Source organism: Escherichia sp. E10V5, from assembly GCF_004212315.1.
GTDB lineage: Bacteria > Pseudomonadota > Gammaproteobacteria > Enterobacterales > Enterobacteriaceae > Escherichia.
The window spans coordinates 79250-95712 of sequence record NZ_RHJM01000015.1 but is presented as its reverse complement, the minus strand read 5'-3'; the positions used below and the strand labels follow the sequence as shown (position 1 = coordinate 95712).

16 protein-coding genes are annotated in these 16463 nt (G+C 51.7%); 10 read left to right on the top strand and 6 right to left on the bottom strand.

Features of this window, described 5'->3' with window-relative positions:
- Positions 1–95: 95 nt before the first annotated feature.
- The 7 genes from entC (at position 96) to D9738_RS11965 (ending at position 7520) form a co-directional block, all read left to right on the top strand.
- Positions 96–1271, top strand: a complete 1176-nt coding sequence (gene entC / locus D9738_RS11995; protein ID WP_130260251.1) for an isochorismate synthase EntC — start codon at positions 96–98, stop codon at positions 1269–1271.
- 9 nt (positions 1272–1280) lie between these two features.
- A complete protein-coding gene (gene entE / locus D9738_RS11990; protein WP_130260250.1) occupies positions 1281–2891 on the top strand; it encodes a (2,3-dihydroxybenzoyl)adenylate synthase EntE in 1611 nt (536 codons plus the stop codon).
- Between the two features lie 13 nt (positions 2892–2904).
- Complete coding sequence (gene entB, locus D9738_RS11985; RefSeq protein ID WP_053265668.1) at positions 2905–3762, top strand: enterobactin biosynthesis bifunctional isochorismatase/aryl carrier protein EntB; 858 nt, start codon at positions 2905–2907, stop codon at positions 3760–3762.
- Positions 3762–4508 carry a 2,3-dihydro-2,3-dihydroxybenzoate dehydrogenase EntA gene (entA, locus tag D9738_RS11980; RefSeq protein ID WP_000347651.1) on the top strand — a complete coding sequence of 249 codons (747 nt, stop codon included), beginning with the start codon at positions 3762–3764 and terminating at the stop codon, positions 4506–4508. Before entB ends, entA begins: the two co-directional genes overlap by 1 nt.
- A 2-nt stretch (positions 4509–4510) precedes the next feature.
- Positions 4511–4924 (top strand): proofreading thioesterase EntH, encoded by a 414-nt coding sequence (gene entH, locus D9738_RS11975; protein ID WP_000637953.1) that lies wholly within the window; start codon positions 4511–4513, stop codon positions 4922–4924.
- A 180-nt stretch (positions 4925–5104) separates the two neighbouring features.
- Positions 5105–7210, top strand: coding sequence for a pyruvate/proton symporter CstA (cstA, locus tag D9738_RS11970; protein WP_001043146.1), 2106 nt, complete (start codon positions 5105–5107; stop codon positions 7208–7210).
- A gap of 112 nt (positions 7211–7322) precedes the next feature.
- A complete protein-coding gene (locus tag D9738_RS11965; RefSeq protein ID WP_000460431.1) occupies positions 7323–7520 on the top strand; it encodes a YbdD/YjiX family protein in 198 nt (65 codons plus the stop codon).
- A 9-nt stretch (positions 7521–7529) separates the two neighbouring features.
- On the opposite strand, the gene hcxA is transcribed toward D9738_RS11965, so the two are convergent.
- A complete protein-coding gene (hcxA, locus tag D9738_RS11960) occupies positions 7530–8618 on the bottom strand; it encodes a hydroxycarboxylate dehydrogenase HcxA (protein WP_130260249.1) in 1089 nt (362 codons plus the stop codon).
- Between the two features lie 108 nt (positions 8619–8726).
- Here hcxA and ybdL point away from each other — a divergent pair, with 108 nt between their 5' ends.
- Entirely contained in the window at positions 8727–9887 is a 1161-nt protein-coding gene (gene ybdL / locus D9738_RS11955; protein WP_130260248.1) for a methionine-oxo-acid transaminase, read from the top strand.
- Here ybdL and D9738_RS11950 read toward each other — a convergent pair whose 3' ends face one another.
- The 4 genes from D9738_RS11950 to dsbG form a co-directional block, all read right to left on the bottom strand.
- Complete coding sequence (locus tag D9738_RS11950) at positions 9888–10517, bottom strand: ParB/RepB/Spo0J family partition protein (protein WP_130260247.1); 630 nt, start codon at positions 10515–10517, stop codon at positions 9888–9890.
- Positions 10490–11710, bottom strand: a complete 1221-nt coding sequence (locus D9738_RS11945) for a phosphoadenosine phosphosulfate reductase (RefSeq protein WP_130260246.1) — start codon at positions 11708–11710, stop codon at positions 10490–10492. The genes D9738_RS11950 and D9738_RS11945 overlap by 28 nt, the downstream gene beginning before the upstream one ends.
- Before the next feature lie 141 nt (positions 11711–11851).
- Positions 11852–12757: a LysR family transcriptional regulator gene (locus tag D9738_RS11940; RefSeq protein WP_130206447.1), complete on the bottom strand. Its 906-nt coding sequence runs from the start codon at positions 12755–12757 to the stop codon at positions 11852–11854.
- Positions 12758–12964: 207 nt separating this feature from the next.
- Positions 12965–13711, bottom strand: a complete 747-nt coding sequence (dsbG, locus tag D9738_RS11935) for a thiol:disulfide interchange protein DsbG (protein ID WP_130260245.1) — start codon at positions 13709–13711, stop codon at positions 12965–12967.
- Between the two features lie 372 nt (positions 13712–14083).
- On the opposite strand from dsbG, the gene ahpC reads away from it, so the two are divergent.
- Entirely contained in the window at positions 14084–14647 is a 564-nt protein-coding gene (gene ahpC / locus D9738_RS11930; protein WP_000052796.1) for an alkyl hydroperoxide reductase subunit C, read from the top strand.
- Here the strand turns inward: ahpC and D9738_RS24755 are convergent.
- Complete coding sequence (locus D9738_RS24755) at positions 14644–14820, bottom strand: hypothetical protein (protein WP_165383272.1); 177 nt, start codon at positions 14818–14820, stop codon at positions 14644–14646. The two genes, ahpC and D9738_RS24755, sit on opposite strands and share 4 nt — an antisense overlap.
- On the opposite strand from D9738_RS24755, the gene ahpF reads away from it, so the two are divergent.
- A complete protein-coding gene (gene ahpF, locus D9738_RS11925; RefSeq protein ID WP_032183601.1) occupies positions 14819–16384 on the top strand; it encodes an alkyl hydroperoxide reductase subunit F in 1566 nt (521 codons plus the stop codon). The two genes, D9738_RS24755 and ahpF, sit on opposite strands and share 2 nt — an antisense overlap.
- Positions 16385–16463: the final 79 nt, after the last annotated feature.

Sequence of the window (16463 nt, the reverse complement as noted above, 5' to 3'; positions counted from 1 at the left end):
AAGAGTTGACATAGTGCGCGTTTGCTTTTAGGTTAGCGACCGAAAATATAAATGATAATCATTATTAAAGCCTTTATCATTTTGTGGAGGATGATATGGATACGTCACTGGCTGAGGAAGTACAGCAGACCATGGCAACACTTGCGCCCAATCGCTTTTTCTTTATGTCGCCGTACCGCAGTTTTACGACGTCAGGATGTTTCGCCCGCTTCGATGAACCAGCTGTGAACGGGGATTCGCCCGACAGTCCCTTCCAGCAAAAACTCGCCGCGCTGTTTGCCGATGCCAAAGCGCGGGGCATCAAAAATCCGGTAATGGTCGGGGCGATTCCCTTCGATCCACGTCAGCCTTCGTCGCTGTATATCCCTGAATCCTGGCAGTCGTTCTCCCGTAAGGAAAAACAAGCTTCCGCACGCCGTTTCACCCGCAGCCAGTCGCTGAACGTGGTTGAACGCCAGGCAATTCCGGAACAAGCCACGTTTGAACAGATGGTCGCCCGCGCCGCCGCTCTTACCGCCACGCCGCAGGTCGACAAAGTGGTGTTGTCACGGTTGATTGATATCACCACTGACGCCTCCATTGATAGCGGCGTATTGCTGGAACGGTTGATTGCGCAAAACCCGGTTAGTTACAACTTCCATGTGCCATTGGCTGATGGTGGCGTTCTGCTCGGGGCCAGCCCGGAACTGCTGCTGCGCAAAGACGGCGAGCGTTTTAGCTCTATTCCGTTAGCCGGTTCCGCGCGTCGTCAGCCGGATGACGTGCTCGATCGCGAAGCGGGTAATCGTCTGCTGGCGTCAGAAAAAGATCGCCATGAACATGAACTAGTGACTCAGGCGATGAAAGAGGTACTGCGCGAACGCAGTAGTGAGTTACACGTTCCCTCCTCTCCACAATTGATCACCACGCCGACGCTGTGGCATCTCGCAACTCCCTTTGAAGGTAAAGCGAATTCGCAAGAAAACGCACTGACTCTGGCCTGCCTGCTGCATCCGACCCCCGCGCTGAGTGGTTTCCCGCATCAGGCCGCGACCCAGGTTATTGCTGATCTGGAGCCGTTCGACCGCGAGCTGTTTGGCGGCATTGTGGGTTGGTGTGACAGCGAAGGTAACGGCGAGTGGGTGGTGACTATCCGCTGCGCGAAGCTGCGGGAAAATCAGGTGCGTCTGTTTGCCGGAGCGGGGATTGTGCCTGCGTCGTCACCGTTGGGTGAGTGGCGCGAAACAGGTGTCAAACTTTCTACCATGTTGAACGTTTTTGGATTGCATTAAGGAGCGAGGATGAGCATTCCATTCACCCGCTGGCCGGAAGAGTTTGCCCGTCGCTATCGGGAAAAAGGTTATTGGCAGGATTTGCCGCTGACCGACATTCTGACCCGCCACGCCGCGAGTGATAGCATCGCGGTTATCGACGGCGAGCGGCAGTTGAGTTACCGGGAGCTGAATCAGGCGGCGGATAACCTCGCCTGTAGTTTGCGCCGTCAGGGCATTAAACCTGGTGAAACCGCGCTGGTACAACTGGGTAACGTCGCTGAACTTTATATTACCTTTTTCGCGCTGCTGAAACTGGGCGTTGCGCCGGTGCTGGCGCTGTTCAGCCATCAGCGTAGTGAACTGAACGCCTATGCCAGCCAGATTGAACCCACATTGCTGATTGCCGATCGCCAACATGCGCTGTTTAGCGGGGATGATTTCCTCAATACTTTCGTCACAGAACATTCCTCCATTCGCGTGGTGCAACTGCACAACGACAGCGGTGAGCATAACTTGCAGGATGCGATTAACCATCCGGCAGAGGATTTTACTGCCACGCCATCACCTGCTGATGAAGTGGCCTATTTCCAGCTTTCCGGCGGCACTACCGGCACACCGAAACTGATCCCGCGTACCCATAACGACTATTACTACAGCGTGCGCCGTAGCGTCGAGATTTGTCAGTTCACACAACAGACGCGCTACCTGTGCGCGATCCCGGCGGCTCATAACTACGCCATGAGTTCACCAGGATCGCTGGGTGTGTTTCTCGCTGGCGGCACTGTCGTTCTGGCGGCCGATCCCAGCGCCACGCTCTGTTTCCCATTGATAGAAAAACATCAGGTTAACGTTACCGCGCTGGTGCCGCCGGCAGTCAGTCTGTGGTTGCAGGCGTTGATCGAAGGCGAAAGCCGGGCGCAGCTTGCCTCGCTGAAACTGTTACAGGTCGGCGGTGCGCGTCTTTCTGCCACGCTTGCGGCGCGTATTCCCGCAGAGATTGGCTGCCAGTTGCAGCAAGTGTTCGGCATGGCGGAAGGGCTGGTGAACTACACCCGACTTGATGATAGCGCGGAGAAAATTATCCATACCCAGGGCTACCCAATGTGCCCGGATGACGAAGTGTGGGTTGCAGATGCTGACGGAAATCCACTGCCGCAAGGGGAAGTTGGACGCCTGATGACGCGCGGGCCGTATACCTTCCGCGGTTATTACAAAAGTCCACAGCACAATGCCAGCGCCTTTGATGCCAACGGTTTTTACTGTTCCGGCGATCTGATCTCTATTGATCCAGAGGGTTACATCACCGTGCAGGGGCGCGAGAAAGATCAGATCAACCGTGGCGGCGAGAAGATCGCTGCCGAAGAGATCGAAAACCTGCTGCTGCGCCATCCGGCGGTGATCTACGCCGCACTGGTCAGTATGGAAGATGAGCTGATGGGCGAAAAAAGCTGTGCTTATCTGGTGGTAAAAGAGCCGCTGCGCGCGGTGCAGGTGCGTCGTTTCCTGCGCGAACAGGGTATTGCCGAATTTAAATTACCGGATCGCGTGGAGTGTGTAGATTCACTTCCGCTGACGGCGGTCGGGAAAGTCGATAAAAAACAATTACGTCAGTGGCTGGCGTCACGCGCTTCAGCCTGAAGGAGAGAACACGATGGCTATTCCAAAATTACAGGCTTACGCGCTGCCGGAGTCTCACGATATTCCGCAGAATAAAGTCGACTGGGCCTTTGAACCGCAACGTGCCGCGTTGTTAATCCATGATATGCAGGACTATTTTGTCAGCTTCTGGGGTGAGAACTGCCCGATGATGGAGCAGGTGATCGCCAATATTGCGGCGCTGCGCGACTACTGCAAACAGCACAATATTCCGGTTTATTACACTGCCCAGCCGAAAGATCAGAGCGATGAAGATCGGGCGCTGTTGAATGATATGTGGGGGCCGGGCCTGACCCGCTCGCCGGAACAGCAAAAGGTGGTGGATCGCCTGACGCCAGATGCCGACGACACGGTGCTGGTGAAGTGGCGCTACAGCGCGTTTCATCGTTCTCCGCTGGAGCAAATGCTCAAAGAGAGTGGACGTAACCAGCTGATTATTACCGGGGTATATGCCCACATTGGCTGTATGACCACCGCAACCGACGCATTTATGCGCGATATTAAACCGTTTATGGTGGCGGATGCGCTGGCCGATTTCAGCCGTGACGAGCATTTGATGTCGCTGAAATATGTGGCCGGACGGTCTGGCCGGGTGGTGATGACTGAAGAATTACTGCCAGCACCTGTCCCCGCCAGCAAAGCGGCGCTGCGTGAGGTGATCCTGCCGTTGCTGGACGAGTCCGATGAACCGTTCGATGACGACAACCTGATCGACTACGGTCTGGATTCGGTGCGCATGATGGCGCTGGCGGCGCGCTGGCGCAAAGTGCATGGTGATATCGACTTTGTCATGCTGGCGAAAAACCCGACCATCGACGCCTGGTGGAAGCTACTCTCCCGCGAGGTGAAATAATGGATTTCAGCGGTAAAAATGTCTGGGTAACTGGCGCGGGGAAAGGTATCGGCTACGCCACGGCGCTGGCGTTTGTTGAAGCGGGAGCGAAAGTTACAGGTTTTGATCAAGCATTCACTCAGGAGCAATATCCCTTTGCGACCGAAGTGATGGATGTTGCCGATGCTGCGCAGGTGGCGCAAGTGTGTCAGCGACTGTTAGCTGAAACGGAGCGACTGGACGCGCTGGTCAATGCGGCGGGAATTTTGCGCATGGGCGCGACCGATCAGCTCAGTAAGGAAGACTGGCAACAGACTTTTGCGGTCAATGTCGGCGGTGCGTTTAACCTGTTCCAGCAGACCATGAATCAGTTTCGTCGCCAACGGGGCGGGGCGATTGTCACTGTGGCGTCCGACGCTGCGCACACGCCGCGTATTGGCATGAGTGCTTATGGCGCGTCGAAAGCGGCGCTGAAAAGCCTGGCGTTGAGCGTCGGACTGGAACTGGCGGGTAGCGGTGTGCGCTGCAATGTGGTTTCGCCGGGTTCAACCGACACCGATATGCAACGCACGCTGTGGGTGAGCGATGACGCCGAAGAGCAGCGTATTCGCGGCTTTGGCGAGCAGTTTAAACTCGGCATTCCGCTGGGGAAAATCGCCCGTCCACAAGAGATCGCCAACACGATTTTGTTCCTCGCTTCCGATCTCGCCAGCCATATCACCCTACAGGATATCGTGGTAGATGGCGGCTCAACGCTGGGGGCATAAGCATGATCTGGAAACGCCATTTAACGCTCGACGAACTGAACGCCACCAGCGATAACACAATGGTGGCGCATCTGGGAATTGTGTATACCCGTCTGGGCGATGATGTGCTGGAAGCCGAAATGCCAGTTGATACCCGTACTCATCAGCCGTTTGGCCTGCTGCATGGCGGCGCGTCGGCAGCGCTGGCGGAAACGCTGGGATCGATGGCCGGATTTATGATGACCCGCGACGGACAGTGTGTGGTGGGCACGGAACTTAACGCCACCCATCATCGCCCGGTGTCTGAAGGCAAGGTACGCGGCGTCTGCCAGCCGTTGCATCTTGGGCGGCAAAATCAGAGTTGGGAAATCGTCGTTTTCGATGAACAGGGGCGGCGTTGCTGCACTTGTCGGCTGGGTACGGCAGTTTTGGGATGAGCCCGACAGAATTAAATGAGATTGTTGGAAAACTCGGTTAACGGAGTGATCGAGTTAACATTGTTAAGTTAAATATTGGTTTCAACTCCGATTTGCATGGTTGCTGTGTTGTTAAATTGCACAAAGATGTTATAGAAACAAAATGTAACATCTCTATGGACACGCACACGGATAACAACTATGAACAAATCAGGGAAATACCTCGTCTGGACAGTGCTCTCTGTAATGGGAGCATTTGCTCTGGGATACATTGCTTTAAATCGTGGGGAACAGATCAACGCGCTGTGGATTGTGGTGGCGTCGGTCTGTATCTATCTGATCGCTTACCGTTTTTATGGTCTGTATATCGCCAAAAATGTGCTGGCGGTTGACCCGACGCGTATGACGCCAGCGGTGCGCCATAACGATGGGCTGGACTATGTACCGACAGACAAGAAAGTGCTGTTCGGTCACCATTTTGCGGCTATTGCCGGAGCAGGCCCGCTGGTGGGGCCAGTGCTGGCAGCGCAAATGGGCTACCTGCCGGGGATGATCTGGCTGCTTGCCGGGGTGGTTCTTGCTGGTGCAGTGCAGGACTTTATGGTGCTGTTTGTTTCTACGCGCCGTGACGGTCGTTCGCTGGGTGAGCTGGTCAAAGAAGAGATGGGGCCAACCGCCGGGGTGATTGCGCTGGTCGCCTGCTTTATGATCATGGTCATTATCCTTGCCGTGCTGGCGATGATCGTGGTGAAAGCCCTGACCCATAGCCCGTGGGGAACGTATACCGTTGCGTTCACCATTCCGCTGGCGCTGTTTATGGGGATCTACCTGCGCTATCTGCGTCCGGGGCGTATTGGCGAAGTGTCGGTGATTGGCCTGGTGTTCCTGATTTTCGCCATTATCTCTGGCGGCTGGGTGGCAGAAAGCCCGACCTGGGCACCGTACTTTGACTTTACCGGCGTGCAGCTGACCTGGATGCTGGTGGGTTACGGTTTTGTGGCGGCGGTGCTGCCGGTGTGGTTGCTGCTGGCTCCGCGTGACTACCTCTCTACCTTCCTGAAAATCGGGACTATCGTCGGTCTGGCGGTGGGCATTTTGATTATGCGCCCGACGCTGACCATGCCTGCGTTGACTAAATTTGTTGATGGTACTGGCCCGGTATGGACTGGTAACCTGTTCCCGTTCCTGTTTATCACCATCGCCTGTGGCGCGGTGTCTGGCTTCCATGCGCTGATCTCTTCCGGTACCACGCCGAAGATGCTGGCGAACGAAGGGCAGGCGTGTTTTATCGGCTACGGCGGAATGTTAATGGAATCCTTCGTGGCGATTATGGCGCTGGTTTCTGCCTGTATCATCGATCCAGGTGTGTACTTCGCCATGAACAGCCCGATGGCGGTGCTGGCTCCGGCAGGAACGGCGGATGTGGTCGCTTCTGCCGCGCAGGTAGTGAGTAGCTGGGGTTTTGCGATTACTCCGGATACGCTAAACCAGATTGCCAGCGAAGTGGGTGAACAGTCGATCATTTCCCGTGCGGGCGGTGCGCCGACGTTGGCGGTGGGGATGGCCTACATTCTGCACGGCGCGCTGGGCGGCATGATGGATGTGGCGTTCTGGTATCACTTCGCCATTCTGTTTGAAGCACTGTTTATTCTGACCGCAGTAGATGCAGGTACGCGTGCTGCGCGCTTTATGTTGCAGGATCTGCTGGGCGTGGTTTCTCCGGGCCTGAAACGGACCGATTCACTGCCTGCTAACCTGCTGGCAACGGCGCTGTGCGTGCTGGCGTGGGGCTACTTCCTCCATCAGGGGGTGGTCGATCCGCTGGGCGGTATTAACACTCTGTGGCCGCTGTTTGGTATAGCCAACCAGATGCTGGCAGGGATGGCGCTGATGCTCTGTGCCGTAGTGCTGTTCAAAATGAAACGTCAACGTTACGCCTGGGTGGCGCTGGTACCAACGGCCTGGTTGCTGATTTGTACCCTGACCGCAGGCTGGCAGAAAGCGTTTAGCCCGGATGCGAAAGTCGGCTTCCTGGCGATTGCTAACAAGTTCCAGGCAATGATCGACAGCGGCAATATTCCGTCGCAGTATACTGAGTCACAACTGGCGCAACTGGTGTTCAACAACCGTCTGGATGCTGGGTTAACCATCTTCTTTATGGTGGTCGTGGTGGTTCTGGCACTGTTCTCGATTAAGACGGCACTGGCGGCATTGAAAGAGCCGAAGCCAACGGCGAAAGAAACGCCGTATGAGCCAATGCCGGAAAATGTCGAGGAGATCGTGGCGCAGGCGAAAGGCGCGCACTAAAGTCAGAGTGTGGGGGAATGTGCCGAGCGTTCCCCTTACTCTCAGCCCGAGCGTGTTGATAGCAATTAAGCCCTCATAATTCAGGAGGGCATTTGTATTACCGGAGGTTTAGATGTTTGATTCACTGGCAAAAGCCGGAAAATATTTAGGTCAGGCGGCGAAGCTGATGATCGGTATGCCTGATTACGACAACTATGTCGAACATATGCGGGTTAACCATCCTGATCAAACGCCGATGACCTACGAGGAGTTTTTCCGTGAGCGGCAGGACGCGCGCTACGGTGGAAAAGGCGGCGCGCGCTGCTGCTAAATGTGTACGTCAGGCTTTAAACGATTCCACTTTTTCGAACGCTGCACGCAAGGTATCAGGTGTCAGCGTGACTGGCAGGTAATGAATGGATTCCACCGGACGTAAGGTGTGGGTAATCACTTTGTCGATCTCCGCCTGATTATTGATATCCACTTCCAACTCCGCCAGCGTAGTCGGCAGATGAAAACGCTGATACGCCCCGGTTAATTGCGCCAGCACATCATCCTGGCCCAGCAAGGCGCTTTGCACCAGAATACCGTAGGCAACTTTGGTGCCGTGGAGAAACTTCTCGGTTTGCGGCAGTACAGTCAGACCGTTGTGCACGGCATGGGCCGCCGCCACACGCGTAAAACGATCGCCCAGACCACCGACCATTCCGCCTCCGGCAATAATGGCATCCACCACATCGCAAAATGATAGTGTTAACTGCTGATTTTGCTGATCGGCAAGCGCCTGCTCGCTACTGTTTAACAAGACGTCGCGAATGGCCTGCGCGTTATTAATCCCCAGACGCACGGTTAGCGGCAACGTTTCTGGTTGCGGGGCCAGTACTACCGCTTCATACCATTTCGCCAGCGTGTCACCGATCCCCGCCAGCAGATATTGTTGCGGCGCATTGAGGATAATCTCCGGTTCCACCAGCACCATAAAATTGGCGTCGTCGAAAATCTCATAATGCAGCGCCTGTCCGGCGTCGTTATACCAGACGGAGAGCGGTGTCCAGGCAGCGCAGGTGGCGGCGATCGTCGGAACGGCAACAAATGGCAGACCGAGACGGCGGGCGAGGGCTTTCGCGGTGTCGAGCAGTGCACCGCCCCCGACGCCAATCACCACGCTGCGATCGTCACCGGACTCAGCCGCCAGTTGTTGTACATCGCTTTCGCTGCAATGACCGCGAAACAAAATATGCTTTGCCCCCGGCAGTTCAAACGCTGTCGGAAGTTTGGTTTGCGCCGCAGCAATGGCGCGTTCGCCGTAGATCCACACCGCGCGAGAAAGTTGTTCATCAGTGAAAAAATCGTGCAGGTGATTGAAACTTCCAGGATGAGAAAAGTAGTTAGCCGGGCCGACGACGACGCGGATGGGATTGTGAGGCATGTTGTGTTGTCCTTATTGTTTTATTTAGACATCTAAACGTCTTGATTGCCAAATACTAGCATCGTGTTATAGTGCCTTCAACACGCAACTTCGTCAGGTACAATAAAAATGACAAATAACCCTCTGATTCCACAAAGCAAACTTCCACAACTTGGCACCACTATTTTCACCCAGATGAGCGCACTGGCGCAGCAACACCAGGCGATTAACCTGTCGCAAGGCTTTCCTGATTTTGATGGTCCGCGCTATTTACAGGAGCGGCTGGCGTACCACGTTGCCCAAGGGGCAAATCAATATGCGCCCATGGCCGGCGTGCAGGCATTACGCGAGGCGATTGCTGAGAAAACCGCGCGGCTGTATGGCTATCAACCAGATGCCGATAGCGATATCACCGTAACGGCAGGGGCGACGGAAGCGTTATATGCAGCGATTACCGCATTGGTGCGCAATGGTGATGAAGTGATTTGCTTTGATCCCAGCTATGACTGTTACGCCCCCGCCATCGCGCTTTCGGGGGGAATAGTGAAGCGTATTGCACTGCAACCTCCGCATTTTCGCGTTGACTGGCAGGAATTTGCCGCATTGTTAAGCGAGCGCACCCGACTGGTGATCCTCAATACGCCGCATAATCCCAGCGCCACCGTCTGGCGGCAGGCTGATTTCGCCGCTTTGTGGCAGGCAATTGCCGGGCACGAGATTTTTGTTATTAGTGATGAAGTGTACGAGCACATCAACTTTTCACAGCAGGGCCATGCCAGCGTGCTGGCGCATCCGCAGTTGCGTGAGCGGGCGGTGGCAGTTTCTTCATTTGGCAAGACCTATCATATGACCGGCTGGAAAGTGGGCTATTGCGTTGCGCCTGCGCCCATCAGCGCCGAAATCCGCAAAGTGCATCAATATCTGACCTTTTCGATCAATACCCCGGCGCAGCTGGCGCTTGCGGATATGCTACGTGCAGAACCTGAGCATTATCTTGCGTTACCGGACTTTTATAGGCAGAAACGCGATATTCTGGTGAACGCCTTAAGTGAAAGTCGGCTGGAGATACTACCCTGCGAAGGTACTTACTTTTTGCTGGTGGAATACAGCGCCGTGTCTACGCTGGATGATGTTGAGTTTTGCCAGTGGCTGACGCGGGAGCATGGCGTGGCGGCGATCCCGCTATCGGTATTTTGCGCCGATCCCTTCCCCCATAAACTGATTCGTCTCTGTTTTGCCAAGAAGGAATCGACGTTGCTGGCAGCAGCTGAACGCCTGCGCCAGCTTTAGTTATTTGACAGTCCAGGCGCGGGAATATTGACGGTCGGCAAACAGTTCTTGCAGGCCGTTAATTTGCTTCAGGCGCAGCACTTCGTCGCTATCCATTCCCAGTTCTTTGCCGATTTTATTGTCGTCCCATCCCAACTGGCTGAGTTCACGGACGATTTCTGACATGGCGGTGATTTGATGGCGTCCACGAGCGCGGTTGTGGCGAATTGTTGCAGCGATGCACTCGTTACGATCCCCTCCCAGACAGGTAACCGGTAAATACCCTTTTAAGCGCGTTTTTAACGTGTTAGATCCTTTACCAATTTCATGACGGTGAAAGCCATCAACAATCTCTATTGTGTCAGATTGAGTGTTAGTCACCACGATAGGTTGGGTAAAACCATCAATTTCAATGGATTTTTTTAGCAGCTTCTTCTCTGGCGGTGCCACATTATTGGGGTTGTAATCATTCGGCACGAGTTGGCTATTTTTAACCCACAGAACGCAATCCACGGGCTCTTCACGAAAGGGGCTAACCTGATGGATCGCCATGCGGATTTCATTAATCGCTTTGATGCGATCGTCTTCCGGCAAGCTGGCGAGAAATTGGGTTAAATCCTGCGTTAATCGTTGTTGCATAGTATCCCCCATTCCTGACGTTTTCCTTTTATCCGTTCGTTATAACGCTGATAGTTCTTCGCTTTCGTAGGACTAAATGATAATGCCCGGCACCAGTAATCGTTATTGAGTAAAACTTTGCATATTCGCCGCCAGGAGGGGATATCTTTCGTGCCAATGTCCCCTTGCTGGGTTTGTGGAACCTCGATGCCTTTTTTCTGATACCAGTGCAAATAAATGGCGATTTTATTGCGGTAATGCTCAGCTGTTTTCTCCGGCATGCTATCGAGCAGCAATAATGCATACTCTTGCCAGTCTAAATGCTCTGGCTTGAGGATTTTCCGATGCCCATAGAAATGATTGTCATGTCCGGCGTAAATTCCGCCGCTTTTTACACCGCTGACTCGTGCGCACATAGCAGCCCAGCGATCCGGTTCGATAACGTGATAGAGCCATAATCCCTGCCGTTGCTCCGGGCCAAAAGGTTCGCAAATTCGCATCTGACGCAGAGGGACGCCTGCCTGATACATTAGGTTATACAGTGGGTTGCAGAGACTTTGATGATTTGCATACCAGGTCCAGATATCAGCCACTTTCCAGTCGTAGATGGGGTAAATGTACCAGCTATGACCGCCTGGTGCGGCCGTAGTCCAGGGTTTATCGTCGGCAAAACGCTGTTTATTCGAACTGGCGATAGCAACGAAACGGTTATAGGACTCGTCAGCCCGGATGCCGATCATCATGTCCGCCGGACGTTTTTGCGAAAACCATTCGGCAAATTCACGCACGAAATGTTCAAACGTCATACCCGGTTGATAAAACGAGAAAAATGTCGGATCGGTTATCGCATCTTCCGGGGGCAGGCGTACCCATTCAACATCAGGTTCCCAGCATTGCCATTCGGGTTGATACTGAGAAAGAGAGTTTTGCGTCGTAAGAGGCAGCGCTACCCAATAAAATTCTTCAATGACATCTGCATACTGCTCTCGTAGGGACTGAATATAGTGAATAGTTAAAGAAAACTGTGCTTCCCAGTCGATAAACAGAACGTATATTTTTTTTCCCATTTTTCTGGCCAGATTCGCGGTTAGATGAAGCATTAAGCCTGAATCTTTACCGCCAGAAAATGAGACACAAACGCGGGGTAGGGTGTTGAGTGTCCAGGTAATACGCTCTTGTGCAGCTTCCAGAATATTGAGCGGAAGCGGAATTTTATAAATGGACATCTGAAAACGCTCTCTTAACGTGATCTGGAGAATAGTGCGATAGTTTTCTGATTATAGTAGTAACAAATTAAAATAAGATATCTCATTTTATATTCATCGGCTGAATTTTTTATGAGGAGCATTGTCCTTATTGAACGGTGTTCAGGATAAATTATCATTTAAGCGATCAATAAATCGGGAGAATCCCAGATTGTTTAATGATGATTTGTTATAGGAGATATAAAGCGTATTAGAGGGTAGGTTTTGCTCTAGCTTTATTTGTTTTAATTGTAGGTTCTTTTGATTGCTGCGATATAACTCAACGGGAACAATGCCCAATAAATCGGTTACCGCAATAGTATTGATGATAGTAAACAGTGAAGAACTACGGAATGCTATTTTTCGGTTTGTCAGAAGAGCTTCTATTTCCATCTGAAAATCTTCAAGTCCAGATGCTTTTGATATCAGAAAAGTAAACTCTTCATCAAGAATTTCTTCGCGGCTGCTGTATTCCGTTATTCTCGGATGGGATGAACTACAGATAAGTGTATTGCGTATCGATTGAAAAGGTACACAGCTCACCGAGCGACTGATAACTGGCGTTAATGTGATGACCAGATCTGCTTTGCGATAAGCTAATAAATCTTCGGCACTTTCTGCTGACATCATAATGTCATGATGTTCAATTTCTACGGACGAATCTTGTCGGAGACATCCGATCAAAAGGCTACTGTTCGTTGAGGAAATAAGTTGCGGGCCGTAAATAATAAATTTTTTCTTTAGCTCAGATTTATTGACAATGTTGATGGTTTGTTCAAGATTTTTAAGGTTTTTCTCAAGATGATGATGCAAATTTAAACCCGTTGTTGTTGGTGCAATCCCTTTACCGGATCGAGTAAACAAGGGATCATTAAATTGCGCTCGTAGACGTTGTAAAGACTGGCTTACTGCAGAAGGTGTTATGTATAACGATTCAGCTGCCTTGCTAATACTGAGATGTTGATAGATGCACTCAAAAATGACAAGTAAGTTTAAATCAAATTTTTTTAGGTCGTAAAGATTAGCCATGATGTACTCCATTCATATACTTGTTTTCATGATATTCATCAAGTCAATGATATGGCTTTATGTATTTCAATATATTATGTTGTTTTGCTTAATCTATGATTAAGTTTTTCTAAACTAGCATAGTTGATATGCGTGAGGTGAGCAATACTTGCTATTATTTGGATAACTGAAAAGTGATATGTATTTCAGTTATCCATGAATTGAATGTTAATTATTCCCCATAATAATGTTTAAGGTCTTTTTATCTGGTAATCCAACAGCCTGCTGTAATGTTTTTTCTGGGCTCATGTAATAAATCGCAGGGGTGACATTTGCACCCAGTTCGTCCATCAACGCCTCGTTGGCACTGAGAATCTTCATCTGTTCAGGTGTAACGTTCCCGGAGAGGTTCAGCTTTAATTTGCCGCCAGATGCTTCATATTCTTGCCACGTTTTTGCCGGATCTTTAGACGCGAGGATTGCCGCTGCGGTGGCGGGGCTTTCTGGTTTTATCACGCCAACCAACAAAGTACGAATCTGTACTTTACCGGCCTCAACCCACGGGCGTGCTTGTTGCCAGAATTGTTTGCAATATGGGCAGAAAGGATCGGCAAAAACATAAACCACGATCGGCGCGTCTTTTTTACCGTCAAGTAGCCAGTTTGATTGTTCCATACGCTGCCACATTTCGCGTCCGGCAGGCGCGTAAATCTCTTTTTCAATAAGAGCGTTACTGAGGTTTTCTCCCTTTTCGTTGTACATATAGCCAGAGATGGCATGTTTACCGTCTGGCGTAAGGTAGATAGTGACCCCCATGTCCTGATATTTCCCCAGATAACCTTTCAGACCGCCTGGCGCATCGAACGATTTAATAATCGTAATCCCCTGTTTTTCAATCGCTTTTACGGGGGCGGGAAGCTCTTCGGCGTAAACGATTCCCGGTAGCAGGGTAAAAAAAATTATCTTTTTTAACATTAATTTGTCCTTTTCAGTCAGTGCAAAATTTGAGTAAAAGGCATAACCTATCACTGTCATAGGTAAGAGCTTAGAACAGGTGATTGCCCTTTGTTTATGAGGGTGTTGTAATCCCTCTCGGCATTGCGGTCGTCATCGCAACACCGCAGCCTGCTGAACAGGCGCTGAAGATACCAAAGGGTAGTTCAGGTTACGCGGCCACCTGGAAAGGAGGCCCATTTTACTTTTATCGCCGCTGGCGGTGCAAAGTTCACAAAGTTGTCTTACGAAGGTTGTAAGGTAAAACTTATCGATTTGATAATGGAAACGCATTAGCCGAATCGGCAAAAATTGGTTACCTTACATCTCATCGAAAACACGGAGGAAGTATAGATGTCCTTGATTAACACCAAAATTAAACCTTTTAAAAACCAGGCATTCAAAAACGGCGAATTCATCGAAATCACCGAGAAAGATACCGAAGGCCGCTGGAGCGTCTTCTTCTTCTACCCGGCTGACTTTACTTTCGTATGCCCGACCGAACTGGGCGACGTTGCAGACCATTACGAAGAACTGCAGAAACTGGGCGTAGACGTATACGCAGTATCTACCGATACTCACTTCACCCACAAAGCATGGCACAGCAGCTCTGAAACCATCGCGAAAATCAAATACGCGATGATCGGCGACCCGACTGGCGCCCTGACCCGTAACTTCGACAACATGCGTGAAGATGAAGGTCTGGCTGACCGTGCGACCTTCGTTGTTGACCCGCAGGGTATCATCCAGGCAATCGAAGTTACCGCTGAAGGCATTGGCCGTGACGCGTCTGACCTGCTGCGTAAAATCAAAGCTGCTCAGTATGTAGCTTCTCACCCAGGTGAAGTTTGCCCGGCTAAATGGAAAGAAGGTGAAGCAACTCTGGCTCCGTCTCTGGACCTGGTTGGTAAAATCTAAATTTCCTTCGTCTTTCGCGCTACCAACTCCGGCGCGAAATACTTCGGAAATTCACCTAATTCTTCGGGTGCTGCGGCACCCGATTTTCTTCCCCGCATCATGATGCAAGCTGCATCCAGGTAGCCGATGAAGGCCGCTTGCATGATGATGTTTAAAGCCCAGGAGATAAACATGCTCGACACAAATATGAAAACTCAACTCAAGGCTTACCTTGAGAAATTGACCAAGCCTGTTGAGTTGATTGCCACGCTGGATGACAGCGCTAAATCGGCAGAAATCAAGGAACTGTTGGCTGAAATCGCAGAACTGTCAGACAAAGTCACCTTTAAAGAAGATAACAGCTTGCCGGTGCGTAAGCCGTCTTTCCTGATCACCAACCCAGGTTCCAACCAGGGGCCGCGTTTTGCAGGCTCCCCGCTGGGTCATGAGTTCACCTCGCTGGTACTGGCGCTGCTGTGGACCGGTGGTCATCCGTCGAAAGAAGCGCAGTCTCTGCTGGAGCAGATTCGCCATATTGACGGTGATTTTGAATTCGAAACTTATTATTCGCTCTCTTGCCACAACTGCCCGGACGTGGTGCAGGCGCTGAACCTGATGAGCGTACTGAACCCGCGCATCAAGCACACTGCAATTGACGGCGGCACCTTCCAGAACGAAATCACCGATCGCAACGTGATGGGCGTTCCGGCAGTGTTCGTAAACGGGAAAGAGTTTGGTCAGGGCCGCATGACTATTTCCGAAATCGTCGCCAAAATCGATACTGGCGCTGAAAAACGTGCAGCAGAAGAGCTGAACAAGCGTGACGCTTACGATGTGCTGATTGTCGGTTCTGGCCCGGCAGGGGCTGCGGCAGCAATTTACTCCGCACGTAAAGGCATCCGTACTGGTCTGATGGGCGAACGTTTTGGCGGTCAGATCCTCGATACTGTTGATATCGAAAACTACATCTCTGTGCCGAAAACCGAAGGCCAAAAACTGGCAGGCGCGCTGAAGGTTCACGTTGATGAATACGATGTTGATGTGATTGATAGCCAGAGCGCGAGCAAACTGATCCCGGCAGCGGTTGAAGGCGGTTTGCATCAGATTGAAACGGCTTCCGGCGCGGTACTGAAAGCTCGCAGCATTATCGTGGCGACCGGTGCAAAATGGCGCAACATGAACGTTCCGGGCGAAGATCAGTATCGCACCAAAGGCGTAACCTATTGCCCGCACTGCGACGGCCCACTGTTTAAAGGCAAACGCGTAGCGGTTATCGGCGGCGGCAACTCCGGTGTGGAAGCGGCAATCGACCTGGCAGGGATTGTTGAACACGTAACGCTGCTGGAATTTGCCCCAGAAATGAAAGCTGACCAGGTTCTGCAGGATAAACTGCGCAGCCTGAAAAACGTCGACATCATTCTGAATGCGCAAACCACGGAAGTGAAAGGCGACGGTAGCAAAGTCGTAGGTCTGGAATATCGTGATCGTGTCAGTGGCGATATTCACAACATCGAACTGGCTGGTATTTTCGTCCAGATTGGTCTGCTGCCGAACACCAACTGGCTGGAAGGCGCAGTAGAACGTAATCGTATGGGTGAGATAATCATTGATGCGAAATGCGAAACCAACGTCAAAGGCGTGTTCGCTGCCGGTGACTGTACGACGGTTCCGTACAAGCAGATCATCATCGCTACTGGCGAAGGTGCTAAAGCCTCTCTGAGCGCTTTTGACTACCTGATTCGCACCAAAACTGCATAAGAAGAAGTAAGATTCACCTGCAATTGCTTAGCCGCCGGGGTCAAACCTGGCGGCTTTTTTTATAAAAAACGCCCTGCCG

What these genes read in the sequence shown, in the direction of transcription:
- entC (WP_130260251.1), top strand. Translation starts at nt 96, where the DNA reads ATGGATACGTCACTGGCTGAGGAAGTACAGCAGACCATGGCAACACTT.
- entE (WP_130260250.1), top strand. Translation starts at nt 1,281, where the DNA reads ATGAGCATTCCATTCACCCGCTGGCCGGAAGAGTTTGCCCGTCGCTAT.
- entB (WP_053265668.1), top strand. Translation starts at nt 2,905, where the DNA reads ATGGCTATTCCAAAATTACAGGCTTACGCGCTGCCGGAGTCTCACGAT.
- entA (WP_000347651.1), top strand. Translation starts at nt 3,762, where the DNA reads ATGGATTTCAGCGGTAAAAATGTCTGGGTAACTGGCGCGGGGAAAGGT.
- entH (WP_000637953.1), top strand. Translation starts at nt 4,511, where the DNA reads ATGATCTGGAAACGCCATTTAACGCTCGACGAACTGAACGCCACCAGC.
- cstA (WP_001043146.1), top strand. Translation starts at nt 5,105, where the DNA reads ATGAACAAATCAGGGAAATACCTCGTCTGGACAGTGCTCTCTGTAATG.
- D9738_RS11965 (WP_000460431.1), top strand. Translation starts at nt 7,323, where the DNA reads ATGTTTGATTCACTGGCAAAAGCCGGAAAATATTTAGGTCAGGCGGCG.
- hcxA (WP_130260249.1), bottom strand. Translation starts at nt 8,618, where the DNA reads ATGCCTCACAATCCCATCCGCGTCGTCGTCGGCCCGGCTAACTACTTT.
- ybdL (WP_130260248.1), top strand. Translation starts at nt 8,727, where the DNA reads ATGACAAATAACCCTCTGATTCCACAAAGCAAACTTCCACAACTTGGC.
- D9738_RS11950 (WP_130260247.1), bottom strand. Translation starts at nt 10,517, where the DNA reads ATGGGGGATACTATGCAACAACGATTAACGCAGGATTTAACCCAATTT.
- D9738_RS11945 (WP_130260246.1), bottom strand. Translation starts at nt 11,710, where the DNA reads ATGTCCATTTATAAAATTCCGCTTCCGCTCAATATTCTGGAAGCTGCA.
- D9738_RS11940 (WP_130206447.1), bottom strand. Translation starts at nt 12,757, where the DNA reads ATGGCTAATCTTTACGACCTAAAAAAATTTGATTTAAACTTACTTGTC.
- dsbG (WP_130260245.1), bottom strand. Translation starts at nt 13,711, where the DNA reads ATGTTAAAAAAGATAATTTTTTTTACCCTGCTACCGGGAATCGTTTAC.
- ahpC (WP_000052796.1), top strand. Translation starts at nt 14,084, where the DNA reads ATGTCCTTGATTAACACCAAAATTAAACCTTTTAAAAACCAGGCATTC.
- ahpF (WP_032183601.1), top strand. Translation starts at nt 14,819, where the DNA reads ATGCTCGACACAAATATGAAAACTCAACTCAAGGCTTACCTTGAGAAA.
- D9738_RS24755 (WP_165383272.1), bottom strand. Translation starts at nt 14,820, where the DNA reads ATGTTTATCTCCTGGGCTTTAAACATCATCATGCAAGCGGCCTTCATC.